Source organism: Nonlabens sp. YIK11 (genome assembly GCF_001413925.1).
In the GTDB taxonomy this organism is placed as follows: Bacteria; Bacteroidota; Bacteroidia; order Flavobacteriales; family Flavobacteriaceae; genus Nonlabens.
The window spans coordinates 1,416,039-1,439,267 of sequence record NZ_LBMJ01000001.1 but is presented as its reverse complement, the minus strand read 5'-3'; the positions used below and the strand labels follow the sequence as shown (position 1 = coordinate 1,439,267).

22 protein-coding genes and 2 tRNA genes are annotated in these 23,229 nt (G+C 41.2%); 16 read left to right on the top strand and 8 right to left on the bottom strand.

The features are described from left to right. Nucleotides 1-177: 177 nt before the first annotated feature. From AAU57_RS06495 to tgt, 4 genes are all read right to left on the bottom strand, one after another. Complete coding sequence (locus tag AAU57_RS06495; RefSeq protein ID WP_055412139.1) at nt 178-1,131, bottom strand: acetyl-CoA carboxylase carboxyltransferase subunit alpha; 954 nt, start codon at nt 1,129-1,131, stop codon at nt 178-180. Nucleotides 1,132-1,270: 139 nt separating this feature from the next. Next, nucleotides 1,271-2,197 (bottom strand): DMT family transporter, encoded by a 927-nt coding sequence (locus tag AAU57_RS06490; protein ID WP_055412138.1) that lies wholly within the window; start codon nt 2,195-2,197, stop codon nt 1,271-1,273. Continuing rightward, entirely contained in the window at nt 2,184-3,254 is a 1,071-nt protein-coding gene (locus AAU57_RS06485) for an LptF/LptG family permease (protein ID WP_055412137.1), read from the bottom strand. Before AAU57_RS06485 ends, AAU57_RS06490 begins: the two co-directional genes overlap by 14 nt. Then, nucleotides 3,254-4,384, bottom strand: a complete 1,131-nt coding sequence (tgt, locus tag AAU57_RS06480; RefSeq protein ID WP_055413696.1) for a tRNA guanosine(34) transglycosylase Tgt — start codon at nt 4,382-4,384, stop codon at nt 3,254-3,256. Before tgt ends, AAU57_RS06485 begins: the two co-directional genes overlap by 1 nt. A 415-nt stretch (nt 4,385-4,799) precedes the next feature. Between tgt and AAU57_RS06475 the strand changes: the two genes are divergently transcribed. Then, nucleotides 4,800-5,645 carry a transketolase gene (locus tag AAU57_RS06475; protein WP_055412136.1) on the top strand — a complete coding sequence of 282 codons (846 nt, stop codon included), beginning with the start codon at nt 4,800-4,802 and terminating at the stop codon, nt 5,643-5,645. A 32-nt stretch (nt 5,646-5,677) separates the two neighbouring features. Then, complete coding sequence (locus AAU57_RS06470) at nt 5,678-6,640, top strand: transketolase family protein (RefSeq protein ID WP_055412135.1); 963 nt, start codon at nt 5,678-5,680, stop codon at nt 6,638-6,640. A 94-nt stretch (nt 6,641-6,734) separates the two neighbouring features. On the opposite strand, the gene AAU57_RS06465 is transcribed toward AAU57_RS06470, so the two are convergent. Further along, a complete protein-coding gene (locus AAU57_RS06465) occupies nt 6,735-7,646 on the bottom strand; it encodes an FKBP-type peptidyl-prolyl cis-trans isomerase (protein WP_055412134.1) in 912 nt (303 codons plus the stop codon). A gap of 75 nt (nt 7,647-7,721) precedes the next feature. Between AAU57_RS06465 and AAU57_RS06460 the strand changes: the two genes are divergently transcribed. Both AAU57_RS06460 and AAU57_RS06455 read left to right on the top strand, forming a co-directional pair. Continuing rightward, a complete protein-coding gene (locus AAU57_RS06460) occupies nt 7,722-8,102 on the top strand; it encodes an RNA-binding S4 domain-containing protein (protein WP_055412133.1) in 381 nt (126 codons plus the stop codon). An 86-nt stretch (nt 8,103-8,188) separates the two neighbouring features. Further along, on the top strand, nt 8,189-8,677 hold the full coding sequence (locus AAU57_RS06455) for a phosphoribosyltransferase domain-containing protein (RefSeq protein ID WP_082438561.1): 489 nt from the start codon (nt 8,189-8,191) through the stop codon (nt 8,675-8,677). On the opposite strand, the gene AAU57_RS06450 is transcribed toward AAU57_RS06455, so the two are convergent. After that, a complete protein-coding gene (locus AAU57_RS06450) occupies nt 8,669-9,211 on the bottom strand; it encodes a shikimate kinase (protein WP_231717780.1) in 543 nt (180 codons plus the stop codon). The genes AAU57_RS06455 and AAU57_RS06450 overlap by 9 nt on opposite strands. Before the next feature lie 88 nt (nt 9,212-9,299). Here AAU57_RS06450 and AAU57_RS06445 point away from each other — a divergent pair. From AAU57_RS06445 to AAU57_RS06405, 9 genes are all read left to right on the top strand, one after another. Continuing rightward, nucleotides 9,300-9,372: transfer RNA gene (locus AAU57_RS06445), tRNA-Lys, on the top strand. Between the two features lie 49 nt (nt 9,373-9,421). After that, nucleotides 9,422-9,503, top strand: a tRNA-Leu gene (locus AAU57_RS06440). Nucleotides 9,504-9,710: 207 nt separating this feature from the next. Then, a complete protein-coding gene (locus AAU57_RS06435) occupies nt 9,711-10,616 on the top strand; it encodes a MerR family transcriptional regulator (protein WP_055412130.1) in 906 nt (301 codons plus the stop codon). Further along, nucleotides 10,613-12,079, top strand: coding sequence for a phytoene desaturase family protein (locus tag AAU57_RS06430; protein ID WP_055412129.1), 1,467 nt, complete (start codon nt 10,613-10,615; stop codon nt 12,077-12,079). The genes AAU57_RS06435 and AAU57_RS06430 overlap by 4 nt, the downstream gene beginning before the upstream one ends. Next, nucleotides 12,076-12,915, top strand: a complete 840-nt coding sequence (locus AAU57_RS06425) for a phytoene/squalene synthase family protein (RefSeq protein WP_055412128.1) — start codon at nt 12,076-12,078, stop codon at nt 12,913-12,915. Before AAU57_RS06430 ends, AAU57_RS06425 begins: the two co-directional genes overlap by 4 nt. A 2-nt stretch (nt 12,916-12,917) precedes the next feature. Continuing rightward, on the top strand, nt 12,918-13,364 hold the full coding sequence (locus AAU57_RS06420; protein WP_055412127.1) for a sterol desaturase family protein: 447 nt from the start codon (nt 12,918-12,920) through the stop codon (nt 13,362-13,364). Between the two features lies 1 nt (nt 13,365). Further along, entirely contained in the window at nt 13,366-14,823 is a 1,458-nt protein-coding gene (gene crtD, locus AAU57_RS06415; RefSeq protein ID WP_055412126.1) for a 1-hydroxycarotenoid 3,4-desaturase CrtD, read from the top strand. Then, entirely contained in the window at nt 14,820-15,443 is a 624-nt protein-coding gene (locus AAU57_RS06410; protein WP_055412125.1) for a carotenoid biosynthesis protein, read from the top strand. The genes crtD and AAU57_RS06410 overlap by 4 nt, the downstream gene beginning before the upstream one ends. Continuing rightward, nucleotides 15,419-16,564 carry a lycopene cyclase family protein gene (locus AAU57_RS06405; protein ID WP_055412124.1) on the top strand — a complete coding sequence of 382 codons (1,146 nt, stop codon included), beginning with the start codon at nt 15,419-15,421 and terminating at the stop codon, nt 16,562-16,564. Before AAU57_RS06410 ends, AAU57_RS06405 begins: the two co-directional genes overlap by 25 nt. On the opposite strand, the gene AAU57_RS06400 is transcribed toward AAU57_RS06405, so the two are convergent. Further along, the gene (locus AAU57_RS06400) at nt 16,556-17,269 is read right to left on the bottom strand and encodes a hypothetical protein (RefSeq protein ID WP_055412123.1); all 714 of its coding nucleotides are present in this window, start codon (nt 17,267-17,269) and stop codon (nt 16,556-16,558) included. The genes AAU57_RS06405 and AAU57_RS06400 overlap by 9 nt on opposite strands. A 98-nt stretch (nt 17,270-17,367) precedes the next feature. Between AAU57_RS06400 and ggt the strand changes: the two genes are divergently transcribed. From ggt to AAU57_RS06385, 3 genes are read left to right on the top strand one after another with little or no spacing between them, the layout of a single operon-like run. Beyond that, nucleotides 17,368-19,056 (top strand): gamma-glutamyltransferase, encoded by a 1,689-nt coding sequence (gene ggt / locus AAU57_RS06395; RefSeq protein WP_055412122.1) that lies wholly within the window; start codon nt 17,368-17,370, stop codon nt 19,054-19,056. Beyond that, nucleotides 19,007-19,762 carry an acyloxyacyl hydrolase gene (locus tag AAU57_RS06390; protein ID WP_156340018.1) on the top strand — a complete coding sequence of 252 codons (756 nt, stop codon included), beginning with the start codon at nt 19,007-19,009 and terminating at the stop codon, nt 19,760-19,762. The genes ggt and AAU57_RS06390 overlap by 50 nt, the downstream gene beginning before the upstream one ends. 60 nt (nt 19,763-19,822) lie before the next feature. Then, entirely contained in the window at nt 19,823-20,605 is a 783-nt protein-coding gene (locus tag AAU57_RS06385) for an SDR family NAD(P)-dependent oxidoreductase (protein WP_055412120.1), read from the top strand. A 123-nt stretch (nt 20,606-20,728) separates the two neighbouring features. Here the strand turns inward: AAU57_RS06385 and AAU57_RS06380 are convergent, their stop codons facing one another. Then, nucleotides 20,729-22,996, bottom strand: coding sequence for an aconitate hydratase (locus AAU57_RS06380; RefSeq protein WP_055412119.1), 2,268 nt, complete (start codon nt 22,994-22,996; stop codon nt 20,729-20,731). Between the last annotated feature and the right edge of the window lie 233 nt (nt 22,997-23,229).

The following is a 23,229-nucleotide window of genomic DNA, read 5'->3' as shown; positions in this document are numbered from 1 at the left end:
TTTATAACCTGTTGATAAGGACAAATAATTTTAGCATGTAGGCTAATCATCAAGCCTTGAGACTGTAAGAAAATTATACAAGAGCCTTCTTGTGATTTTATAACTATTGAAATTCCATTTAAAAACAAAAAACCAGCCTTGAGGCTGGTTTTTTAATCTCACAATTTGAGAAATTATTTATCCCTTAAATACGCCCATATTGGCATATTTGTCCATGCGTTGTTTCACTAATTCTTTAGGAGATAGCTCTTTTAATTCCTGATAATAGCTATCGATACATTTTGCCACAGACACAAAGATTTCTTCTCTGTTTTTGTGGGCACCACCTTCTGGTTCTTCAAGAATTTCATCTACCAGTTTAAGCTTTTTCATGTCTTTACCGGTAAGCTTGAGAGCCTCGGCAGCTTGTTCTTTGTATTCCCAACTTCTCCATAAGATAGAACTACAAGATTCTGGAGAGATAACGCTGTACCAGGTGTTTTCCAACATGACCACACGGTCACCTACTCCTATTCCTAAGGCTCCACCACTAGCTCCTTCTCCTATGATCATTACGATGATAGGCACTTTCAAGCGCGTCATTTCAAGGATGTTTCTAGCAATGGCTTCTCCTTGACCACGTTCTTCAGCTTCCAGACCAGGAAATGCTCCTGGAGTGTCGATCAATGTCACTACGGGAATGCCAAATTTCTCGGCACTTTTCATCAATCGCAACGCCTTACGATAACCTTCTGGATTTGACATCCCAAAGTTGCGGTATTGACGTGTTTTTGTATTGAATCCCTTTTGCTGCCCGATGAACATATAGGACTGATCACCTATTTTGCCCAGTCCACCTATCATGGCTTTATCATCCTTCACATTGCGGTCACCGTGCAGTTCCAGCCAGGTATCACCACAAATGCTCTTGATGTAATCCAGTGTGTAAGGACGGTCTGGATGACGGGACATTTGCACACGTTGCCACGGCGTTAAGTTGCTGTAGATCTCTTTACGTGTAGCTTTAAGTTTCTTCTCGAGTTGTTTGATCGTCTTAGTGACATCAACATCGTTTTCTGATCCTATCGCAAGGGTTTGCTGGTATTGCTCTTCCAGCTCTTTGATAGGCATTTCAAATTCTAGATATTCCATAGTTGGGTATTCCAGTTGGGGAGACAAATATAGGAAATCAAGACAGTGTTAGGTAACACCGCTTGTTCAATTTATATTAAAGTTAGTGGATGGTTCGCTTTCGCGAAAGCGAATTCACTTTCAAACATTTTCACAGCCCTCAAGCATGAATCTTCAATTCTTTCTTCTTGCGGCGGTTACGTCGATTTTTTAGGATACCATTCGTTAGGATTACAGCCAGAATTACTCCAGCGCCTACGTAGAACTCTGGCGTCATTTGCTCTGCATCGCCTAAAATGAGAAAGGCAAGGAAAATTCCATACACAGGTTCCAGGTTAATGGTGAGCATGACGGTATAAGCACTCAAAAATTTCATGACCTTAACGCTGGCTATAAATGCGTATGCCGTACAGAAACTAGCCAATATGCCTATCCACAACCAATCGTAACTTGTCAAAACCAATGGCCCTACAAAGTCTGTTGGAAAAATAAGAAAGTAAAGACTTATGAATGCAACACCGCTGGCCAATTCATAAATACTGATCAATGATGGCGGATGTTCTTTGGCCCATTTTACGTTGATAATGGAAAAAGTGGCGCTCAACACTGCGCTTATGAGTCCCAATATCATTCCAGTGACATACTGGGTTTCTACTTTAAAAATGTAATAGAGCGCCGCGATAATAATCACACCAAAGATGACTTCATACCCTACAAACTTTTTTGAGGTGAACAAAGGTTCCAATATTGCTGTAAAAAAAGCGCCTGTACTTAACATGGCCAGCGTGACACTTACATTGCTTTCCTTGATAGCTCCAAAAAAGGTCACCCAATGCAGCGCAATAACAATTCCTGCGCCTACAAAACCCAGAATGCGTTTGCGCGGTAAGGCGTTGACACCTTTGAACTGTAACGGTATGCGCATGATTTTCATGTAGATAAAAATCAAAATCACCGCCAGCAACATTCGCCACCATACCAATGGGATACTTTCAATAGAAATGAGAGCTCCTAGCACGGCCGTAAATCCCCAAATGAAAACTATAAAATGAAGGTGTAGGTAGTTAAGTAATTTATCGTCTCGCATTTCTCAACAGGAATAATGCTACGACAGCAAAAAATATGTTAGGCGTCCAGACGGCGATCCATGGGTTGAAGGTGCTCTTTTCTGCAATGGTTCCAAAAACCTTATCTAGAAACATGTATACCATCGCAATTACTATGCCTATGGCGAGATTGGTTCCCATACCACCACGTTTTTTGACGGATGACACAGCTACAGCTATGATGGTAAAAATAAAGGCACTTATTGGTATGGAGATACGCTTGTACTTCTCCACATAATAAATGTTCATGTTGGCATTACCACGTTTTTCTTCCAGAGCGATAAATTCATTGAGATCTGTGTAGGATTTGGTTTCTGCGATAAACTTAGTTGGAGTGAGCTCGTCAATATCAAAATCAAAGATGGTATCCAGTCGGTTTTTCTCATGAATGATCTCGCGATCTTCAAGGATAATCCTCTTTTTATACTGGCTCAACACATAGACACTGTCCTGAAATGCTATCCTGCTTGCGTAGATTTTGTACTTGAGTTCATCATCTTCAAAATGTTCCAGCGTAAAGTCAAAACCTGTCTGGCGTGAAGGCTGATAATTGCTCACATAAACAAAGTCATTATCGTTGATTTGCCTAAAGACATTTGTCGTTTCTGAGGCATCACCTTTTCTAAAATATTGTTGTTGGAATTCATTAAAGCCTGAGGCTGCCTGCGGTACAAAAATAGCGCTGAGTAGTAAGGCTAAGCCGCAGATCAAAGTAGCTCCTATAATATAAGGACGTAAAAACCTATTGAAGGAAACTCCCGAACTCAAAAATGCAATGACCTCTGTATTGTTAGCCAACTTTGAGGTAAAAAACATCGTGGATATAAAGAGGAAAATGGGAAACAGGAAATTTGTGAAATACATGGTGAAATCTCCCAGGTACAGAATCACCTCAAGAAAAGGAACTTCATTAGAAATGATCTTTCCTATTTTTTCGGCAACATGTACAGTTACCATGATAGGTAGGAATAGCAATAACAACAGGAAGAAACTCCCTAGATATCTTTTTAATATGTATCTATCCAGTATGCTAAACACTACAGTCTATTATCCATTTGTTTTACCATTTGATCCTTCCAGGCTCTAAAATCTCCTGCTAGTATGTGTTTGCGAGCCTCGCGCATCAACCACAAATAGAAAGCCAGGTTATGAATCGTACATATTTGCCTACCTAACATTTCATTTACGGTAAATAGATGTCTAACATAAGCTTTGGAATACTCAGTATCCACCCAAGCGTAAGCGCCATCATCCAATGGACTGAAATCCATTTCCCATTTTTTGTTCTTGATATTGATGCTCCCATTAGCAGTAAAGATCATACCATTTCTACCATTTCTGGTAGGCATCACACAATCAAACATATCGATTCCAAGGGCGACATTCTCGAGTAGATTGATAGGCGTTCCTACACCCATAAGATAACGCGGTTTGTCCTTAGGAAGTATAGCGGTGACTACATCAGTCATGGCATACATTTCCTCTGCAGGTTCACCAACGGACAATCCACCTATGGCATTGGCATCCATATCACAATTGGCCACAAACTCGGCGCTTTGCTGTCTCAATTCTGGGTAAGTACTTCCTTGAATGATGGGAAACAATGTCTGGGTAAACCCATATTTATCTGGTGTGTTATTGAAATGCTCAATACACCTTTTTAACCATCGATGCGTCATGTGCATACTGCGACGTGCATAATTGAATTCACATGGATAAGGAGTACACTCATCAAAAGCCATGATGATGTCTGCACCTATGGAGCGCTGTATATCCATGGCACGTTCTGGTGTAAAGGTGTGATAGGAACCATCAATGTGTGATTTGAATTTCACACCTTCTTCCTTGATTTTTCTATTGGCACTCAAGGAATAAACCTGGTATCCTCCAGAATCAGTCAAAATAGGACGGTCCCAATTCATGAACTGGTGCAGTCCACCAGCCTTTTCAAGAACCTCAGTTCCTGGTCTTAAATAGAGATGATAGGTGTTAGCCAGAATAATATCTGGATTCACTTCTTCCTTCAATTCCCTTTGATGCACACCTTTTACGGTACCAACTGTACCTACAGGCATAAATATAGGTGTCTCTATCGCACCGTGATCTGTATGCACCACACCTGCTCTAGCCTGGCTGTTTGCATCAGTTTGTAGTAAGTCAAATTTCATTTTCATGCGGCACAAAGATAAGTTTCTAGCTTGAAGTGTGTAGTGGTATTTAGGAATTAGTAGGTGGTAGTTGGTAGCTAGTAGTAAGTACAAAGTATTAAGACTGGCAATCCATTGTTTTAGTTCCAAAAGCTGTCATTAAAGACGAGTGCCCGTTTTAACTTAGTCTCAAGTTCAAGTTCAAGTTCAGTCTCAGGTTCAAGTTCAGTTTCAGGTTCGAGTTCGAGTTCAGGTTCAAGTTCGAGTTCAGGTTCAAGTTCGAGTTCGGGTTCAAGTTCAAGTTCAAGTTCAAGTTCAAGTTCAAGTTCACTAAGTTGTTCACAAAAGCATTCAAATCGTTAATAAATCAAATTCGTGGTAAAAGTCTTTGCAATAGGAACGTCCTACCTTTGTGAAATACTCAAATTTTCAAAAAATGGCTGATATACAGCACTTAAAAGATTTAGTATCGCAGGTACGTCGCGACATCGTTCGTCAAGTCCACGCGGTAAATAGTGGACATCCAGGTGGATCACTAGGTTGCACGGAGTTTATCGTGGCACTTTATAATGAGATCATGGAACATGATCCATCCTTCCAGATGGACGGTAAGAATGAGGATCTTTTCTTCTTATCCAACGGTCATATCTCGCCCGTGTTCTACAGTGTTTTAGCCCATGCGGGCTATTTCCCTAAAGAGGAGTTGAGCACCTTCCGCAAGTTAGATTCCCGTTTACAGGGTCACCCAACGACTCATGAAGGTCTTCCAGGCGTTAGAATCGCAAGCGGTTCGCTAGGTCAAGGAATGAGTGTTGGAATAGGCGCGGCACATTCCAAAAAACTCAACGGTGATGACAAAACCGTTTTTACCCTTCACGGTGATGGTGAATTACAGGAAGGTCAAAACTGGGAAGCCATTATGTATGCCAGCGCAAATCATGTAGACAATCTCATTGCTACCATTGATGTCAATGGACAGCAAATCGACGGTAGTACCGATAGTGTATTGGCTCTAGGAGATCTACGCAAGAAGTTTGAAGCCTTCGGCTGGGAAGTTGTCACTGTTTCAAAAGGTAACGACCTTGAGGCTGTCATTGCAGGAATCAAGGAAGCTATCTCGCTTTCGCGAAAGCGTAAACCCGTATGCATCCTGCTCCATACCGTTATGGGTCATGGCGTAGACTTTATGATGGGATCCCATGAGTGGCATGGTATCGCTCCAAACGACGAACAACTCGCCGATGCGCTGAGCCAGAACCCTGAAACACTGGGCGACTACTAATCACAAAAATCTAGCGCATTGCGCAAGAAATTATGAAGACATATACAAATACAGGAAGTAAGGATACTAGAAGTGGTTTTGGCGCAGGCCTGGCAGAATTGGGAAAGTCCAACGAAAATGTCGTTGCCCTTTGTGCCGACTTAACCGGATCACTTAAAATGAACGCCTTTGCAGAAGCTCATCCAGACCGATTTTTCCAGGTTGGAATTGCAGAAGCGAATATGATAGGGATTGCCGCTGGTATGACCATAGGCGGTAAAATTCCGTTTACGGGAACTTTTGCCAATTTCTCAACTGGTCGTGTTTATGACCAGATCAGACAAAGTGTGGCCTACTCTGACAAGAACGTCAAAATCTGTGCTTCTCATTCTGGTTTGACACTAGGTGAAGATGGCGCTACGCACCAAATTCTAGAAGATATAGGCTTGATGAAAATGTTGCCTGGAATGACGGTGATCAATACTTGTGATTACAATCAGACCAAAGCCGCAACTCTTGCGATTGCAGATCATCATGGACCGGTTTATTTAAGATTCGGTCGCCCTAAGGTGGCCAACTTCACGCCAGAAGATGGTGAGTTCCACATTGGGAAAGCAGTACACCTTCAAGAAGGTACCGATGTTACCATTGTGGCTACTGGACACCTGGTTTGGGAAGCACTGGAAGCTGCCAAGGAACTTCATGAAAAAGGCATCAGTGCAGATGTGATCAATATTCACACAATCAAGCCACTGGATGAAGAGGCTATCATCAATTCAGTTAAGAAAACAGGATGCATCGTCACTGCAGAGGAGCACAATTACATGGGCGGTCTGGGCGAGAGCGTAGCCAGAACATTTGCGCAGCACTTGCCGACACCTCAAGAATTTGTAGCTACTCAAGACACCTTTGGTGAGAGCGGTACGCCTGCACAATTGCTTGAAAAATATGGCTTAAATGCAGAAAATATTGCTGCTAAAGCTATGGCTGTTATCAAGCGTAAGAAGTTAGTTTAATGTTGATTTTCTGCTTAGCAGATTTGATCACTTATTTCAATAAAAAAGCCCTGACAGATAAATTGTCAGGGCTTTTTTTGATTAGGAGTCATGGTTAGACCTCTGTCCTATTATCTAGATAATCTGGAATCCCATCACCATCCGTATCTAATGCGTCATTAGGATTACCGTCGCCATTAGGGTCAGGATTTTCATCTTTGGTTAATATACCATCACCATCGTCGTCTGAATCTCGATAATTACTTATTCTATCACGATCGGTATCATCGGCAAACTGTGGTGACATTAAATCCTTATCACCATCTAAATCTTCATATATAGAAAGTATGCCGTCTCCATCATGATCTGTGATTCTTACGCGTCGTAATTGAAACGTAAAAATTAAAGGAGAATAGGCTGGTATTCCAGATTGAGTTGCATTGAAATATCCCAATCCCGAAGGGATGAACATAGCACCAATACCGCCATTTCTAAAACTAACGGTACCATCAGGATTTGCAATAGTGGTAGTCGCATCATTAAAGCCTGCAATACCCGTCGCAAAACCATCTATAGTCCCAGGTAGGTCGAACCAGACCGAGTTGGAATTGCTATCAAAGACGGACCCATTTAATAATGTTCCCTGATAACTTACCAGCGTACTATCTGCAAATGTGGGTTGTCTGTCACCGCTACCTTGTCTCACGTTCAAAACGAAAACCTGATAATCAATATCATCACGACGTAAAGTTCTTGAAGTGACCTGCTCTGACAAAGGAATGCGATCTGAATTATCACCGGCTATGGTATCAAAGACAATTTGAAAGTCCTCGCCATCTGGAGTGTTCTCAAACTCATCCTGATTGTAAAAGTGAGTTTGTAAAAATGTAGTGATTTCCGCAAGGTCTTCATCATATACCTCTTGTGGATCTCTAATTTCAATGGTCACATCATCATCGTCGCTACCACAAGAAATCAATAATGCTGCAATGAAGGCTATACAACCTATTTTTTTCAAATAATTCATGTTTTCTTTTTCAGGGGCCAAAGATAGTATTTTCGGCTATTTTTGTAGGTGAAACGCTTCTATATAAGCTGTCATATGCGCATCGATAAATTTTTATGGTCAGTACGATACTACAAGACACGCAGTAAAGCTACAGACGCCGCAAAAAAGGGAAAGTTTAAAATCAACGGCGATATTGTCAAACCTGCAAGGGATGTCTATCCTGGTGATGTGATCACGCTGCGCAAGGACCAGATCGATTATGTGGTCGAGGTTCTGGACCTGCCATCCAGCCGTGTGGGCAACAAACTGGTAGATCTCTATAGAGTGGACCGCACGCCAACAGAAAATTTTGAGGCTCGCAAGATGATCGAGCTCAACCAAGACTATTACCGCCGCAAAGGTGAAGGCAGGCCTACCAAAAAAGACCGGCGCGATCTTGGAAATTTGTTGAACGGTGACCTTGAAGAAGAGTGATTCATTACATTTGAGAAAAGCTATGGATGAGTTCGCTTTCGCGAAAGCGAATTCCCTCAACACCGCCATTTACCTTTAAAACTATTATGGAGATTCTAAATCACGAGCAGGTCAATCATAAAATAAGACGCATCGCATATCAAATTGCAGAAGTCTACATGGAACATGACGAGATCATTCTTGCTGGTATTGCAGATGGTGGCTACGTTCTGGCAAGACGGTTAAAAGACCAGCTGGAACATATTTGTGAATTCCAGATCACGCTGTGCGAAGTGAAAATGGATAAGAAAAATCCACTTGCGGAAATTCATACCAGCCTATCTCCTGACCAATATAAAGAAAAGGGAATCGTATTGTGCGATGATGTCTTGAACTCTGGAACGACTCTTATCTATGCGGTGAGGCACTTTCTTAATGTCCCACTGAAAAAATTTAAAACGGCTGTACTGGTTAATCGAAACCACAAAAAGTTTCCTGTCAAGGCAGATTTTAAAGGAATTTCACTTTCCACCACTATGGAAGAGCATATTACCGTGATCCTTGACAATAAAGCTAGTAGTGTTTCTTTAAGCTAGATCAAGAATCTCTAGCGCAATGGCTTGTGGTGTTTTATTCTCGATTTCTACCACATTATGGGCCTGATTATAAAACGCAGACCTTTCTAAAAGATGCTTACCTATAAATTCTGCGAGTTCGTCCCTATTGTCAATTCCTGCAATTAATGGTCTGGTTTGTCTTTCTTCAAATAGTCGTTGGGTAAGAAAAGGAACGTTTGCTCTTAGGTAAATCGATCGACTTTCAGGTTTTTCATTGATCAGCTCCATATTATTATAGTAACATGGTGTACCACCACCAAGTGATAAAACGATGGACTCTCGTCGTTTTAAAACCGATTTTAGATACAATAATTCTTGTTTTCTGAAATAAATTATTCCCTTTTGGGCGATAATTTGGGAGATAGACATCGATTCCTGCGCTTCTATGTAATCATCGAGATCTATAAAGGGCAGTGAAGTCAAGGATGCAAGCACTTGTCCTACAGTACTTTTACCAGATCCCATGTAGCCCAGCAAAATATAACTGACGGGCTTTTTATTCTCTAATTGCAAAGGTTTAATTTTCTCTCAAATTTATGGGAAAAAGATTAGTAGGTTAAGGAATATACGTTTTATATTTGCACCCGCATTTAGAAATGACGACTTGGTAGCTCAGCTGGTAGAGCATCACACTTTTAATGTGAGGGTCCTGGGTTCGAACCCCAGCCAAGTCACGAAGGCCGTAAGGCGCTAAAGTCCTTATTTTATAAGGACTTTTTTTATACCCAGGTGCTGAAATTGGTAGACAGGCACGGTTGAGGGCCGTGTGTATTTATACGTGTGGGTTCAAGTCCCATCCTGGGTACATTTTTTGAGGTCTTGATGATATCATCAAGACCTTTTTTTATGCGATTAGATTTTAATAAGCTTTCTAATATCCTTCAATAAAGGAGGTTTGAGATGCCTTTCAATGACTATCCTGACATTAAGCCCGTAGTTTCTATCCAGAGCTGAAAGATCGAGGTCTACTTCAAATTGTTTAACTTTATCGACTTATTCTTAAACGAACGTCTTGATCAAAAGTACCTTCTCCATAAAAGATCTAGAAAACCTAAGTGGCATCAAGGCACATACGATACGCATCTGGGAAAAGAGGCATCATCTCCTAGAACCTGATCGCAGTGAGACTAATATCAGAGTTTACAATCTTCATGCTCTTCAAAAAATTCTCAACGTGAGTTATTTGAAAAATACGGGAATGAAGATCAGTGCCATCGCTACCTTGAGTAATGAAGAGATAGAACAAAGGGTTCGTACTCAAGCAGAATCAGAACATCAACATAATCTTAGGCTGCAAGAGTTGAAGCTGGCCATGGTCAATTTTGATGAAAACCTTTTTAATAACGTTTATGACGCAGAATTATCTCAAAAAGGTTTTGACATTGTCTTTTATGACTTACTCATACCACTCTTAGAAGAGTTAGGTAGTTTATGGCAAACCAATACCATCAACATTGCGCATGAGCATTTTATAAGTAATCTTATCAAGCAAAAGCTCTTGATACAGACTCAAGTATTAGATAGCCATCGAGACTCGTTAGACTCACCACCTTATATTCTTTTCATGCCAGAAAATGAAATGCATGATTTAGGTCTTTTATTTTTGAACTATAGGCTGAGATCTGCAGGATTCCATACTATTTTCTTAGGTGCAAGTATGAAGTTGGACACGTTATCTTTTTTCCAGCGTAATGGTCAAAACCCAACTTTTGTTACCTTTATCACTGTGCAACCTACTTCTAAAAAACTACCTAAGTTTCTCAAGAAATTTAATTCTAAGGTCAATCAGGCGCCTTTAGTGTTATTAGGAACAAAAACTGCCGACTTAGACCAAGAAACATTGACACCCAACCAAAAAGTCTTCAAGAGCATCGAGCATGCCATGAACTATTTTGAAGAGCAATTACAATCTATATGAGTAAAAAAACAGCCGTAATAGGTTCGGGTTTTTCTTCCCTTGCCGCGGCCTCTTATCTGGCGGCATCTGGCCACCAAGTCACCGTTTATGAAAAAAATGATACAGTAGGTGGTAGAGCACGCAGGCTAGAAAAAGATGGCTTTACCTTTGACATAGGTCCGTCATGGTACTGGATGCCAGATATATTTGAACGCTTCTTTGCAGATTTTGGTAAGAAACCGTCCGATTATTACGAACTGGATAAACTTAATCCTGCTTATTCGGTTTACTTTGAAAATGATCGCATACAAATAGGCGACGATCTTGAAAAGATCAAAGCTACTTTTGAGTCCGTAGAGTCTGGAAGCGCTGCAAAGCTTCAAGAGTTTATGGATACTTCCAGTGAGAATTATGACATTGCCATTAAAAATCTTGTTTATAGGCCAGGAGAATCTCCTTTAGAGCTAGTAACGCCACAGACGATTAAAAAGCTCGGAGCTTTTATTGGAAATGTTTCCAAGGACGTTCGCAAAAAATTCAAGGAACCCAGATTGGTTTCCATTCTGGAATTTCCTGTCTTGTTTCTGGGCGCTACTCCTGGAAATACACCTAGTTTCTATAATTTCATGAATTATGCAGACTTTGGTTTAGGGACATGGCACCCTAAAGGCGGTATGTATGAGGTCATCCTGGGAATGAAAAAACTTGCCGAGGAACTAGGCGTTGTCATCAAAACAAATTCACCAGTCACAGAAATTTTAGTCAATGATCAGCAACGTGCAGAAGGTATCTCCTTAAGCGGTGAAGTGCATCTTTACGATAATGTGCTCTCTGGTGCAGATTATCATCATTCTGAAACCTTACTTCCTGAAAAATTGAGACAATACTCAGAGGCTTATTGGGAAAGAAAAACGTTCGCGCCTAGCTCTTTGATATTCTATATTGGTTTTGACAAGAAATTGAAAAATGTAGACCACCACAACCTTTTCTTTGATACGGATTTTACAAAACACGCTAATGAAATTTACGAGGATCCCAAATGGCCGGAAGATCCATTATTCTACGCAAACTTTACATCAATAACAGATTCCAGTACCGCGCCTGACGGCTGCGAAAATGGTTTTTTTCTCATCCCACTAGCCCCAGGATTAGAAGATACACCAGAATTAAGGGAAACCTATTTCAAAAAAATAATGGATAGGTTTGAAAAACTGACCGACCAAAAGGTGATGGATCATATCCTTTTCAAAGAGTCTTTTTGTGTAAACGATTTTAAAGAAGCTTATAATAGCTACAAGGGAAACGCCTATGGCATGGCCAATACTTTACTACAAACTGCATTTCTTAGACCTAATTTAAGAAGTAGAAAGGTAAAAAGTCTTTACTTTACGGGTCAGCTTACGGTTCCTGGTCCTGGCGTACCGCCTTCATTGATTTCTGGTAAACTGGCTGCCCAATTGATTAACAAACATATCAATCGATGAAAAGTATTTTTGACGAGGTTTCCCGCCAATGTAGTAAGGCTGTAACTCATAATTACAGCACTTCGTTTTCTCTTGCCAGCAAAATGTTGGGTCCAACCATACGCCAAGACATTCACAACATTTATGGCTTCGTTCGTTTTGCTGATGAAATCGTAGATACCTTCCACGATTATGATAAACGCAGTCTATTGGATCGATTTGAGAATGATCTCAAACTGGCTATCGAAGAAAAAATTAGCTTAAACCCTATCCTAAATTCTTTTCAGGAAACGGTTAATAAATACAACATCACACCAGACATGTATGGAGCCTTTATCCACAGCATGCGTCTGGACCTAGACAAATCAGTTTATTTGACTGATGAAGAATATAGAAACTACATCTATGGCAGTGCAGATGTCGTAGGTCTTATGTCTCTCAAGGTATTTGTCAAAGGAGATCAACAGAAGTACGATGACCTTAAAGAAGACGCTATGAGACTAGGCAGCGCTTTTCAAAAAGTGAATTTTTTGAGAGACCTCAAGGCAGATCTTGATGTATTGGAACGCAGCTACTTTCCTAATACAAATCTGCACGATCTTAAAGAAGAAGATAAGGAACGGTTAATTGAAGAAATAAAAGCAGATTTTGATGCAGGTCTCAACGGCATTCAACGACTACCTGTAGAAGCTAAGTTGGGTGTTTACACGGCCTATATTTATTATCGTCGCTTATTGACGAGATTGGAACGCACACCATCTGCTGAAATACGAAATACAAGAATTAGAGTACCCAACTATGAAAAAATTGGACTACTCGCAAAAGGTTACGTAAGTTACCGCCTCAACCTCATATAAAAATGCAAGTATTATTCTGGATCGCGATCTTTCTGGTTACCTTTTTAATCATGGAGTTCATGGCGTGGTTTATACATAAGTATGTCATGCATGGTTTCTTATGGAATCTACATGAAGATCATCATCACAAAACACATGATAGCTGGTTTGAAAAGAACGACTGGTTCTTTGTCTTTTTTGCCAGTGTAAGTATCACCTTTAAATTACTCCATAGTTTTCTAGACCTTTGGTGGGCATTGCCCATAAGCGCAGGGATTTTTGCGTATGGTGTGGCCTATTTTGTGGTTCACGATATTTTTATTCACCAACGGTTCAAATGGTTGCGCAAGGCAAGTAACGTATATGCTAAAGGCGTGCGTCGAGCCCACAAGATCCACCACAAACATTTAGGCAAGGAGAAAGGTGAAAACTTTGGAATGCTCATCGTTCCATTGAAATACTTCAAGTAAGATGTTGCGCGCTGCCGTTATAGGCGCAGGTATTGGTGGCCTTGCTGCAGCTTTAAGATTGCATCATAAAGGTTACCATGTCACAGTTTTTGAAAAAAATGATTATGCTGGCGGCAAACTGCATGCTATAGAACAGGATGGTTATAGGTTTGACCTAGGTCCATCGTTGTTTACCTTACCAGAGTTGATGGATGAACTGCATCAACTATTTCAAGAAAAAGTTGACTTTGATTATAGTTCTCAGGAGATTACCTGTCACTATTTTTGGGAAGACGGCACGCAATTTCAAGCACCAGCACAACCTTCAAAGTTTGCTTCAAAAGCTTCAGAGGTTTTCAATGAACCTGAAAAGAACATAGCTAAATATTTAGAAAACAGTAAGGATAAGTACGAGACCACAAAATCCTTATTTCTTGAAAAATCGCTGCACAAGGCGAGCACCTACCTAAACCAAGACACCTTAAAAGCTATTGCAAAAATTCCGTTACTGGGAATAACGGGAACATTGGACAGCTATAACCAAACGTTTAATAATCCAAAGCTCACGCAGCTATTCAATAGATACGCCACATATAATGGCTCATCGCCGTATCAAACTCCAGGCATCATGAGCATGATTCCACACTTGGAGATTGGTTTGGGGACGTACTATCCACAAGGCGGCATGCATCGCATCTCGCAATCCCTATTTGAACTTGCAGCTAAGGTTGGAGTGGAATTTCGCTTTCGCGAAAGCGTAACTTCCATCAATCAAAAGAACAACACAGTTACAGGAATCTCGACAGACCAACAGGATTATGATTTTGACCTAGTGGTATCAAACATGGACATTTTCCCTACCTATAAAAAATTGATGCCAGACGTTAAAGAGCCTAAACGCACGCTGGAGCAGGAACGTTCGAGCAGCGCGCTCATTTTTTATTGGGGCATCAATCAAGAATTCCCGCAGCTAGGTTTGCACAACATTCTTTTTAGCGAGGATTATCCTACGGAATTCCAACATATTTTTGAGCAAAAGACACTTTTTGAAGATCCAACGGTGTACATCAATATCACCAGTAAATTGTCGCCCGAAGACGCGCCTGCAGGTTGCGAGAACTGGTTCGTAATGATCAATGCGCCAGGCGATTACGGTCAAGATTGGGATCAAATGGTAGAACAATCCAGAAAAAACATCATCTCAAAAATCAAAAAAGTCCTGAATGTAGATGTGGAACCACTCATTCAAACGGAATATATTCTCACGCCTCAAGACATAGAAAAAAACACAAGTAGCTATCGCGGTGCGCTTTATGGTGCGGCCAGCAATAATAAATTTGCTGCTTTTTTGAGACATCCTAACTTCAGCAAAATAAAAAACTTGTATCACGTGGGCGGTTCTGTCCATCCAGGTGGTGGCATTCCATTATGTCTATTAAGTGCAAAAATCACGGCAGACTTAATACCTGATGCCCAATGAAAAATGCAGCGATCATCTTTCTATGGGTCATTCATTTCAGTGCTTTAATAGGTATTGCGCTGGGTTATGAGACTTTCTTTTTAGGGAAATCGCCCTTTACCATGCTTTACATAACAGCATTGTTAGCCGTCTTTTTTCCGATCATGGATCTCAAGACGCTTGGGTTGTTTACAATATGTTTTGTCACAGGAATGACTGCGGAATGGATAGGCGTTCATACGGGCTGGCTGTTTGGCGAGTATAGTTATGGTGATAATTTTGGCCCAAAGCTCGATGGGATTCCTTTTTTAATTGGCGTCAACTGGGCTGTACTCACGTTTGTCACTCATGCCATCGCGAGTAAACAGACTTCAAATCCTTGGGCTATTTCGGTCATTGGAGCTAGTCTGATGGTGATTCTGGACTTTTTCCTGGAGCAGATTTGCGACTATGCGGGATTCTGGAGTTTTACTGGTGGCGCAGGATGGTATAACTATTTATGCTGGTTTATCATCGCCTTTATATTGCACTACATCGCCACGCATTACAAGCTAAAAGGAGATTTCAAAACCTCGTTACATATTTACATCGTTCAACTCATTTTTGCCAGCATCCTATGGATCATCATCAGTACGATATAGCCATCATAGGATTAGGCAACGCAGGTAGTCAGGTGTTACTATCCATGCTGGAGCATCAAGGATTTGAGGACCATAAGATTCTGGTTTTGGACGATTTTCAAGGTGAAAGCCTAGACAAGACTTGGAGTTTTTGGGAAAAAGGAACCGGAAAATGGGATCATCTCATTTCGTATGCATGGGACCTTGGAAGTTTTAAAACAAACGACCTGAAACTGGATTTTGATCTCACGCCCTATCATTACAAACAATTGAAAAGCCGTGATGTTATCGCTTTCGCGAAAGCGAAACTCATCGACCATCCCAACTGCACCTTAGTAGAAAACAGAGTTACCGCTGTCATTGAAAATGCCGAAACGGCCACCATCACCACCGAAGCAGATTCCTTTGAGGCCAAGCTGGTTCTTGACAGTCGTATCCCAACCGCTTTTTTTCAAGACACTAAATCGATCAAACTCCAACAACACTTTCTAGGTTGGGTAATCAAAACAGAAAAAGAGATTTTTGATCCATCCAGATTCTTGATGATGGATTACCGCCTGCGAGATCCTGGCACGACAAGTTTTACCTATATCCTACCCTATTCTGCCACAGAAGCTCTGGTAGAGTTCACATATTTCTCTTCAGAAATCGTGAGTAACCGGACCTACGAGAAGTATCTCAAAACATATTTGAGCGAGTACTTTAATATAGAATCTTATGAAATCATCGCGACGGAACAAGGAAATATTCCAATGACGACGTACCGATTTGAGCAGCACAATACAGGATTGGTGCATAAAATAGGAACTGCTGGAGGTTGGGTCAAACCCAGCACAGGTTACAGTTTTAAGCGCACTGAAAAGTTTGTGGGAATTTTGATCGACAATTATCTAAAAGGCAAATCTCTGGAGACTGGGATGTTCTTGAAGAAGTTTCGCTTTTATGATGACATCATGCTCGATGTTCTAAAACTTCATAATGATCGTGGCCATCTCTTGTTCCAGAACTTGTATAAAAACAATCCCATCAAACGAATCTTATCATTTCTAGATGAGGAAACTGTACTGGCAGAAGAATTAAAAATCATGTTGCCACTTACCTCATGGCCTTTTATCAAAGGCTTTTTCAAAAAATTATTTTAGAGCCTCTGGGATTTCAAATTCTGGCCAGTCGCCAGCAATTTTATAGGGCTGGAATCTGGTAAAGAGTTCTTCTTTGTACCACTGCAGTGCTTGGGTTTGTTGCACGGCATGCCTATGGTTCTTACCACGATAGGCAAATTTCTTGAGGGCCTCTACATCATTCCACAAACTAAATGTAGCCATTTGGGTAACTGGTCTCTCGCCTATTCCAGCACTAAAAAGCAGATTGGGATTATCGACAAGATCCTTTTGAGAAGTAGGCACATATTTCCAGAATCTCCTAAGCATCGATAGTTTTATAGTCGCTCTGGTAATCACAGCAATGAAAGGATTTTCTGGATGCAGATCTTGAGAAACCTCAAACGGATTCTGGCTGGACCATTGACCGTAAGCTTTAATATTTTTCAAATAAAAAGTCAGTTGGTGGCTGCTATGTCGCTCATAACGGTTACTCAAATTAGAACTTGAAAAATATTCCTGAGCATGCGACGCATCATCCCAAACCTGCAGCACTCCATAAACGGAGAAATCGGGACGTGGATCAAAATGTTCACGACCACTTCCCAGTAACTTATAAAAATGCAGTCCTTTCGTTTTCTTGAGCTTGCTATGAGCAAACTGCATCATCGCAAAAGCCCATAACTGATCCTTCCAGTTGGCATACTTGTAAAAGGTAAGCGTGGTGATTTGTTGAGTAGCTTTCATAGTCTATCGCAAAGTTATGGATAACTTGTTCTGTGGTCGTATAAAATCGAGACTGCTATCCACAATAGGTTGTATCTTTTTACCCTTAAAATGATACTATGCTGGTTTGTACCAAAAGCTTTCTAATCTTTATCCTTGTCAACCTCAGCTGGACCATTGGTTATGGTCAAACCTATGCTCGCAACGGCATGGTGGTTTCTGACAACAGCATAGCTAGCGAGATAGGTGTTGACATAATGAAAAAAGGTGGTAACGCTATTGACGCCAGCGTAGCAACCGCCTTTGCTCTGGCCGTAACGCATCCCGCGGCAGGGAATATAGGTGGTGGTGGTTTTTTAGTGTATCGTCCTAATACTGGTGAAGCCACCACAATTGACTTTAGAGAAAAGGCACCTCTAGCAGCACATCCTAAAATGTTTTTGGATAAAAATGATTCATTGATTGTGGGCAGCAATCACAACAGCGCACTGGCTATAGGCGTTCCAGGCACGGTTGCAGGATTGTATCTCGCACACCAAAAATATGGAAAGCTGCCATGGAATCAATTGGTTGAACCATCCATTGAAGTAGCTAGGAATGGATTCCCATTAACCTGGGCGCTTTATAACGAGGCGAACTATTTGAGAAATTCGACTAGCGCTCCTTCCTTTTTAAAGAAATACTTTTTGGATAACGATGGACGTGCGCTGGAATTTGGCGACCTATGGAAACAATCTGAGCTGGCCCAAACCTTACAGATCATCGCAGATCAAGGACATGAAGGTTTTTATAAAGGTCAAGTCGCCCAACAGATTGAAAATTTCATGAAAGAGTCTGGCGGTATCATTACTAAAGAGGATTTAGGGAAATATCAGGCCATAGAGCGTCAACCTATTGTTTCTACATTTGAAGAATTTACTATTTACAGTATGCCACCACCTAGTTCTGGTGGTGTTACCATGGCTGCCATGCTCAACATTATGGAACTGGCAAATAAGGAGAGCATACCGTTCAACAGTACCGCTTATGTCCACTTAATGATCGAGTCCATGAGACGAGGCTTTGCAGATCGCGCTGAATTCCTAGGTGATCCAGACTTCAATCCAGACTTACCGGTAGATCGCTTGATATCCAAAGGACACGCTAAAAAAAGATTTGAAAACATCAATATGGATAAGGCGTCCGTGAGTGATCCTCAAACATTTGGTCACCCATATGATGGTGACAACACCACGCATTTCTCTGTAATTGATAAAGATGGAAACGCGGTAAGCGTTACCTATACTTTGGAACAATCCTATGGATCTGGATTAGGTTCTAGTGAACTTGGATTTATTTTCAACAATGAGATGGGTGACTTCAATCCAGTGCCAGGAGAGACCAAGACCAATGGCCAGATAGGAACTGATCCCAATCTTATCGAGCCCGAAAAACGCATGTTGTCGTCCATGAATCCTACTATCGTGGTAAAGGACGACAGGCCATTCTTAATCATGGGAAGTCCAGGCGGGCGCACCATTATCAATACCGTATTTCAAGCCGTCCTCAACGCAATGTTATATGATATGGACGTGAAACAATCCATAGAGTCCATGAAAATCCATCACCAGTGGTTACCAGATGTCACCTATTACGAGCAAGGCAAGCTGTCACCAGACACAGTGAAAAACTTGAAAGAAATGGGACATCAAATGGTTCCTGTGGATCAGCTGGGTCGCCTCATGGGCATACAGTTCAACCCATCTGAAAACATCATTATTGGAGCGTCAGACAGCTCCAGCCCAGACGGTGCCGCCATTGGTTATTGAAGACTTTTCTATGCAACAAAAATATTTATGGAGTTCGCTTTCGCGAAAGCGTCACTTTCCACAATTCCGTTTTCAAACCACCGTCCTTTTCCTTATTTGCTTGCTCATTGCACAATTGGCAATTGCACAGATCGAAACAGTTGCCAATGATAAAGGCAGAAGAATTGGCTTGAATCTAGGGTATTCACAGCAGGATCGATTCCCCTTCAATGATGAGGATTATGCACATATTACTAGGTCCATAAAAATTCAATTAGCGCAGGAAGTTTGGAAAAAAGACCAACAAGCCCTAGAAATTTTGATCGAGCCATCAGTGTATTTTGTGAACCACCAGCTTCTCAATCTGTTTTTTATAAAGCCAGACAAACCCAATTTTGAGGCACAACGCGCTCTTTTTACACAAAACCGATCTTATGAAGAGTACGCGCTCAATCTAGGATTATCCTACAGTTATAATTTGACACGCGATTTGCTTACCTACGGGTTGGTCAGCATAGGTCCGATGACAGCAACTGCCGATACAGAACGACAGAAAAAAGGGTTTTCATTTTCTGATGTTTTGGGCGCTGGAATGCGCTATCGAATTGAAAATCTGTCGTTTGACCTAAGGTTTAGTTTGAGACATGTGAGTAATGCCAACCTACGATCACCCAACAACGGTCACAACAGCGCTGGAGTCGAATTGGGTTTTTCTTATCATTTGTGATATTTTTTGAATATGGATCGAAATTTGTAAAGTAGATTTCCATATTGCTACTAAATTGATATGAAAGAAACTGCCCTAATCACTGGTGCCAGCAGCGGCATCGGTAAAGAAATGTGTATCCTACACGCCCAAGCTGGAAAAGATCTGGTCATCATTGCTAGAAATGAAAAAGACCTCAACGGATTAAAAGCCCAATTAGAATCCCAATATGATATTCAGGTTCATGTGATCTCAAAAGATCTCACTGACGCTACTGCCGTCGATGAAATTATCGAGGATCTTGAGCAACATAATATACAGGTGGAATACCTCATCAATAACGCAGGATTTGGAAAGGTAGGAATGTTTGCCGATAGTGATTGGGAAACTAGCTTGAGCATGATACAACTCAATGTGATTGCATTAAGTCACCTATGCCGTAGAATATTACCGCAAATGCTAGAACGCAATAGCGGTAGAATCTTGAACGTCTCTTCAACGGCCAGTCTCATGCCTGGTCCTTTACAAGCCGTATATTTTGCTTCTAAAGCCTTTGTTAGATCCTTTAGCAATGCATTGTCAGAAGAGCTTAAAGAGTCCAATATTACTGTAACGAACCTCATGCCTGGAGCTACGGAAACAAATTTTGCCAAAACCGCAGGATTACAAGACACAGCTTTATTTGACGATACCGCGAGCGCACATTCTGTAGCATCCACTGGTTATAAAGCTATGATGGAAGGCAAAATGGATGTCACTGCCGGTATCACTTTAGGTCAAAGCCTTATGCTCAAAGCAATCCCATTTACTCCGAAGAAATTGGTACTTAATCAGGTGCGAAAAATGCAAGAAGATAATTCATAGCTTATTAGCTTGGAATCATATTGACTTCATACCAATTCGGCTTTGAGTTAGATTTCATTTTATCCCATAAAAAAAGCGTTGCCAACGGCAACGCTTTTCTTTTAGGTATAAACTAAGCTTTTATTAAGCCGCGTTTTCTTCTTTGATCAAGTTCAATGCACTTCCCTTGCGATACCATTTTATCTGGGCATCGTTATAGGTATGATTTACCTTAAATGTATCCTTAGAACCATCTTTGTGAACCAATTCTACTGTTAAAGGTGTATCTGGCGCAAAATTTTCTAGATCTATGAAGTTGAATGTATCATCTTCCTGGATCAAATCATAGTCAGACTCATTAGCAAACGTGACACCTAACATACCTTGTTTCTTAAGGTTGGTCTCGTGTATACGTGCAAACGATTTAACGATAACTACATAAACACCTAGGTGTCTGGGCTCCATCGCAGCGTGCTCTCTTGAAGAACCTTCACCATAATTATGGTCTCCAACTACAACAGTTGGGATACCAGCAGCCTTGTAGGCGCGCTGTGTTTTAGGAACGGCATCATATTCTCCATCAATCTGACTCTTAACTAGATTGGTTTGCTTGTTAAATGCGTTTACTGCACCTATCAGACAGTTGTTGGAAATGTTGTCCAAGTGGCCACGATACTTCAACCATGGACCTGCCATGGAGATATGGTCTGTAGTACATTTTCCAAAAGCTTTGATCAATAGTTTTGCGCCCATAAGGTTCTTTCCATCCCAAGGTTCAAAAGGAGTCAATAATTGTAAGCGGTCGCTATCTTCTGCAACGCTTACTTTTACATTGCTTCCATCTTCTACAGGAGCTTCATAACCAGCATCCTCTACTTCAAAACCTTTAGGTGGTAGTTCAATCCCTGATGGCTCTTCCAACATCACCTCATCACCATCTTCATTGATCAGCTTATCTGTCATTGGGTTAAAATCCAATCTACCTGAAATCGCAATCGCGGCAACCATTTCTGGCGAACCAACAAAGGCGTGTGTATTAGGGTTACCGTCTGCACGCTTAGAGAAGTTACGGTTGAAGGAGTGAACGATCGTGTTTTTCTCATCACCTTTCATATCACTACGATCCCATTGACCTATACAAGGTCCACAAGCGTTAGTAAATATGGTAGCATCCAAATCTTCAAAGATCTTAAGGATACCATCGCGCTCTGCGGTGAAACGTATCTGCTCAGATCCAGGGTTGATCCCAAAGTCTGATTTAGGTTTTATTTTTTTCTTGACAGCCTGCTCTGCAATAGATGCAGCTCTGGTCAAATCTTCATAAGAAGAGTTGGTACACGATCCTATCAATCCCCAATCTACCTTAAGTGGCCAGCCGTTCTTTTCGGCTTTTTCACCTAATTGACCTACTGGTGTAGCAAGGTCTGGTGTAAATGGTCCATTTAAGTGCGGTACCAATTCGTCTAGATTGATCTCAATAACTTGGTCAAAATACTGCTCTGGATTTGCATAGACCTCATCATCTGCCGTTAGGTATTCCGCTACTTTGTCTGCAGCATCTGCAACATCTGAACGATCTGTAGCGCGTAAATAACGAGACATGGACTCATCATACCCAAAGGTGGATGTCGTCGCTCCTATTTCCGCACCCATATTACAAATGGTTCCTTTACCTGTACAGGATAGGTTTTTTGCACCTTCACCAAAGTATTCTACAATGGCTCCAGTTCCACCTTTTACGGTTAGGATACCAGCCACTTTAAGGATAACATCCTTGGCGCTGGTCCATCCATTAATTTTACCGGTTAGTTTTACTCCTATCAATTTAGGGAATTTCAATTCCCATGGCATCCCTGCCATAACATCAACGGCATCCGCACCACCAACTCCTACAGCGACCATTCCCAATCCACCGGCATTTACCGTATGGGAATCTGTTCCTATCATCATACCACCTGGAAATGCATAGTTCTCAAGAACTACCTGGTGGATAATACCAGCACCTGGCTTCCAGAATCCAATTCCATACTTATTGGAAACAGATCCCAAAAAGTCAAAAACCTCACTACTTACATCATTTGCGCGAGCAAGATCTTTTGCTGCACCTTGTTTTGCCTGGATCAAGTGATCACAGTGCACTGTAGTAGGTACGGCAACTTTGTCCTTACCAGCTTGCATGAACTGCAATAGCGCCATCTGGGCCGTTGCATCTTGACAAGCGATACGGTCTGGAGCAAAATCAACATAATCCTTACCTCTTGTAAAAGGCTTATCTGTGGTTTCATCCCACAAGTGTGAATAAAGGATTTTTTCTGAAAGTGTCAATGGTTTACCTACCAGTTCACGAGCTTTATCCACTCGTCCAGGCATGGTCTCATACACTTTTTTGATCATGTCAATATCAAAGGCCATATATATGTTTATTTGTTAAAATCTTAATGTAGCGAATTTACGAAAACCTAGGGCTTTTTTAAAATAAAGCGCTTAACAAAGAGGTGTTCTTTAAAAGCACAGAATTCATTCCTAAAGACCGTAAATATTCCGATAATGGCAGCGAAATGATGTTGTAATTACCAGATTCACATTCTTATTGTGAGGATGGGTAGATAGTTCGCTTTCGCGAAAGCGAACTATCTACCCATTCA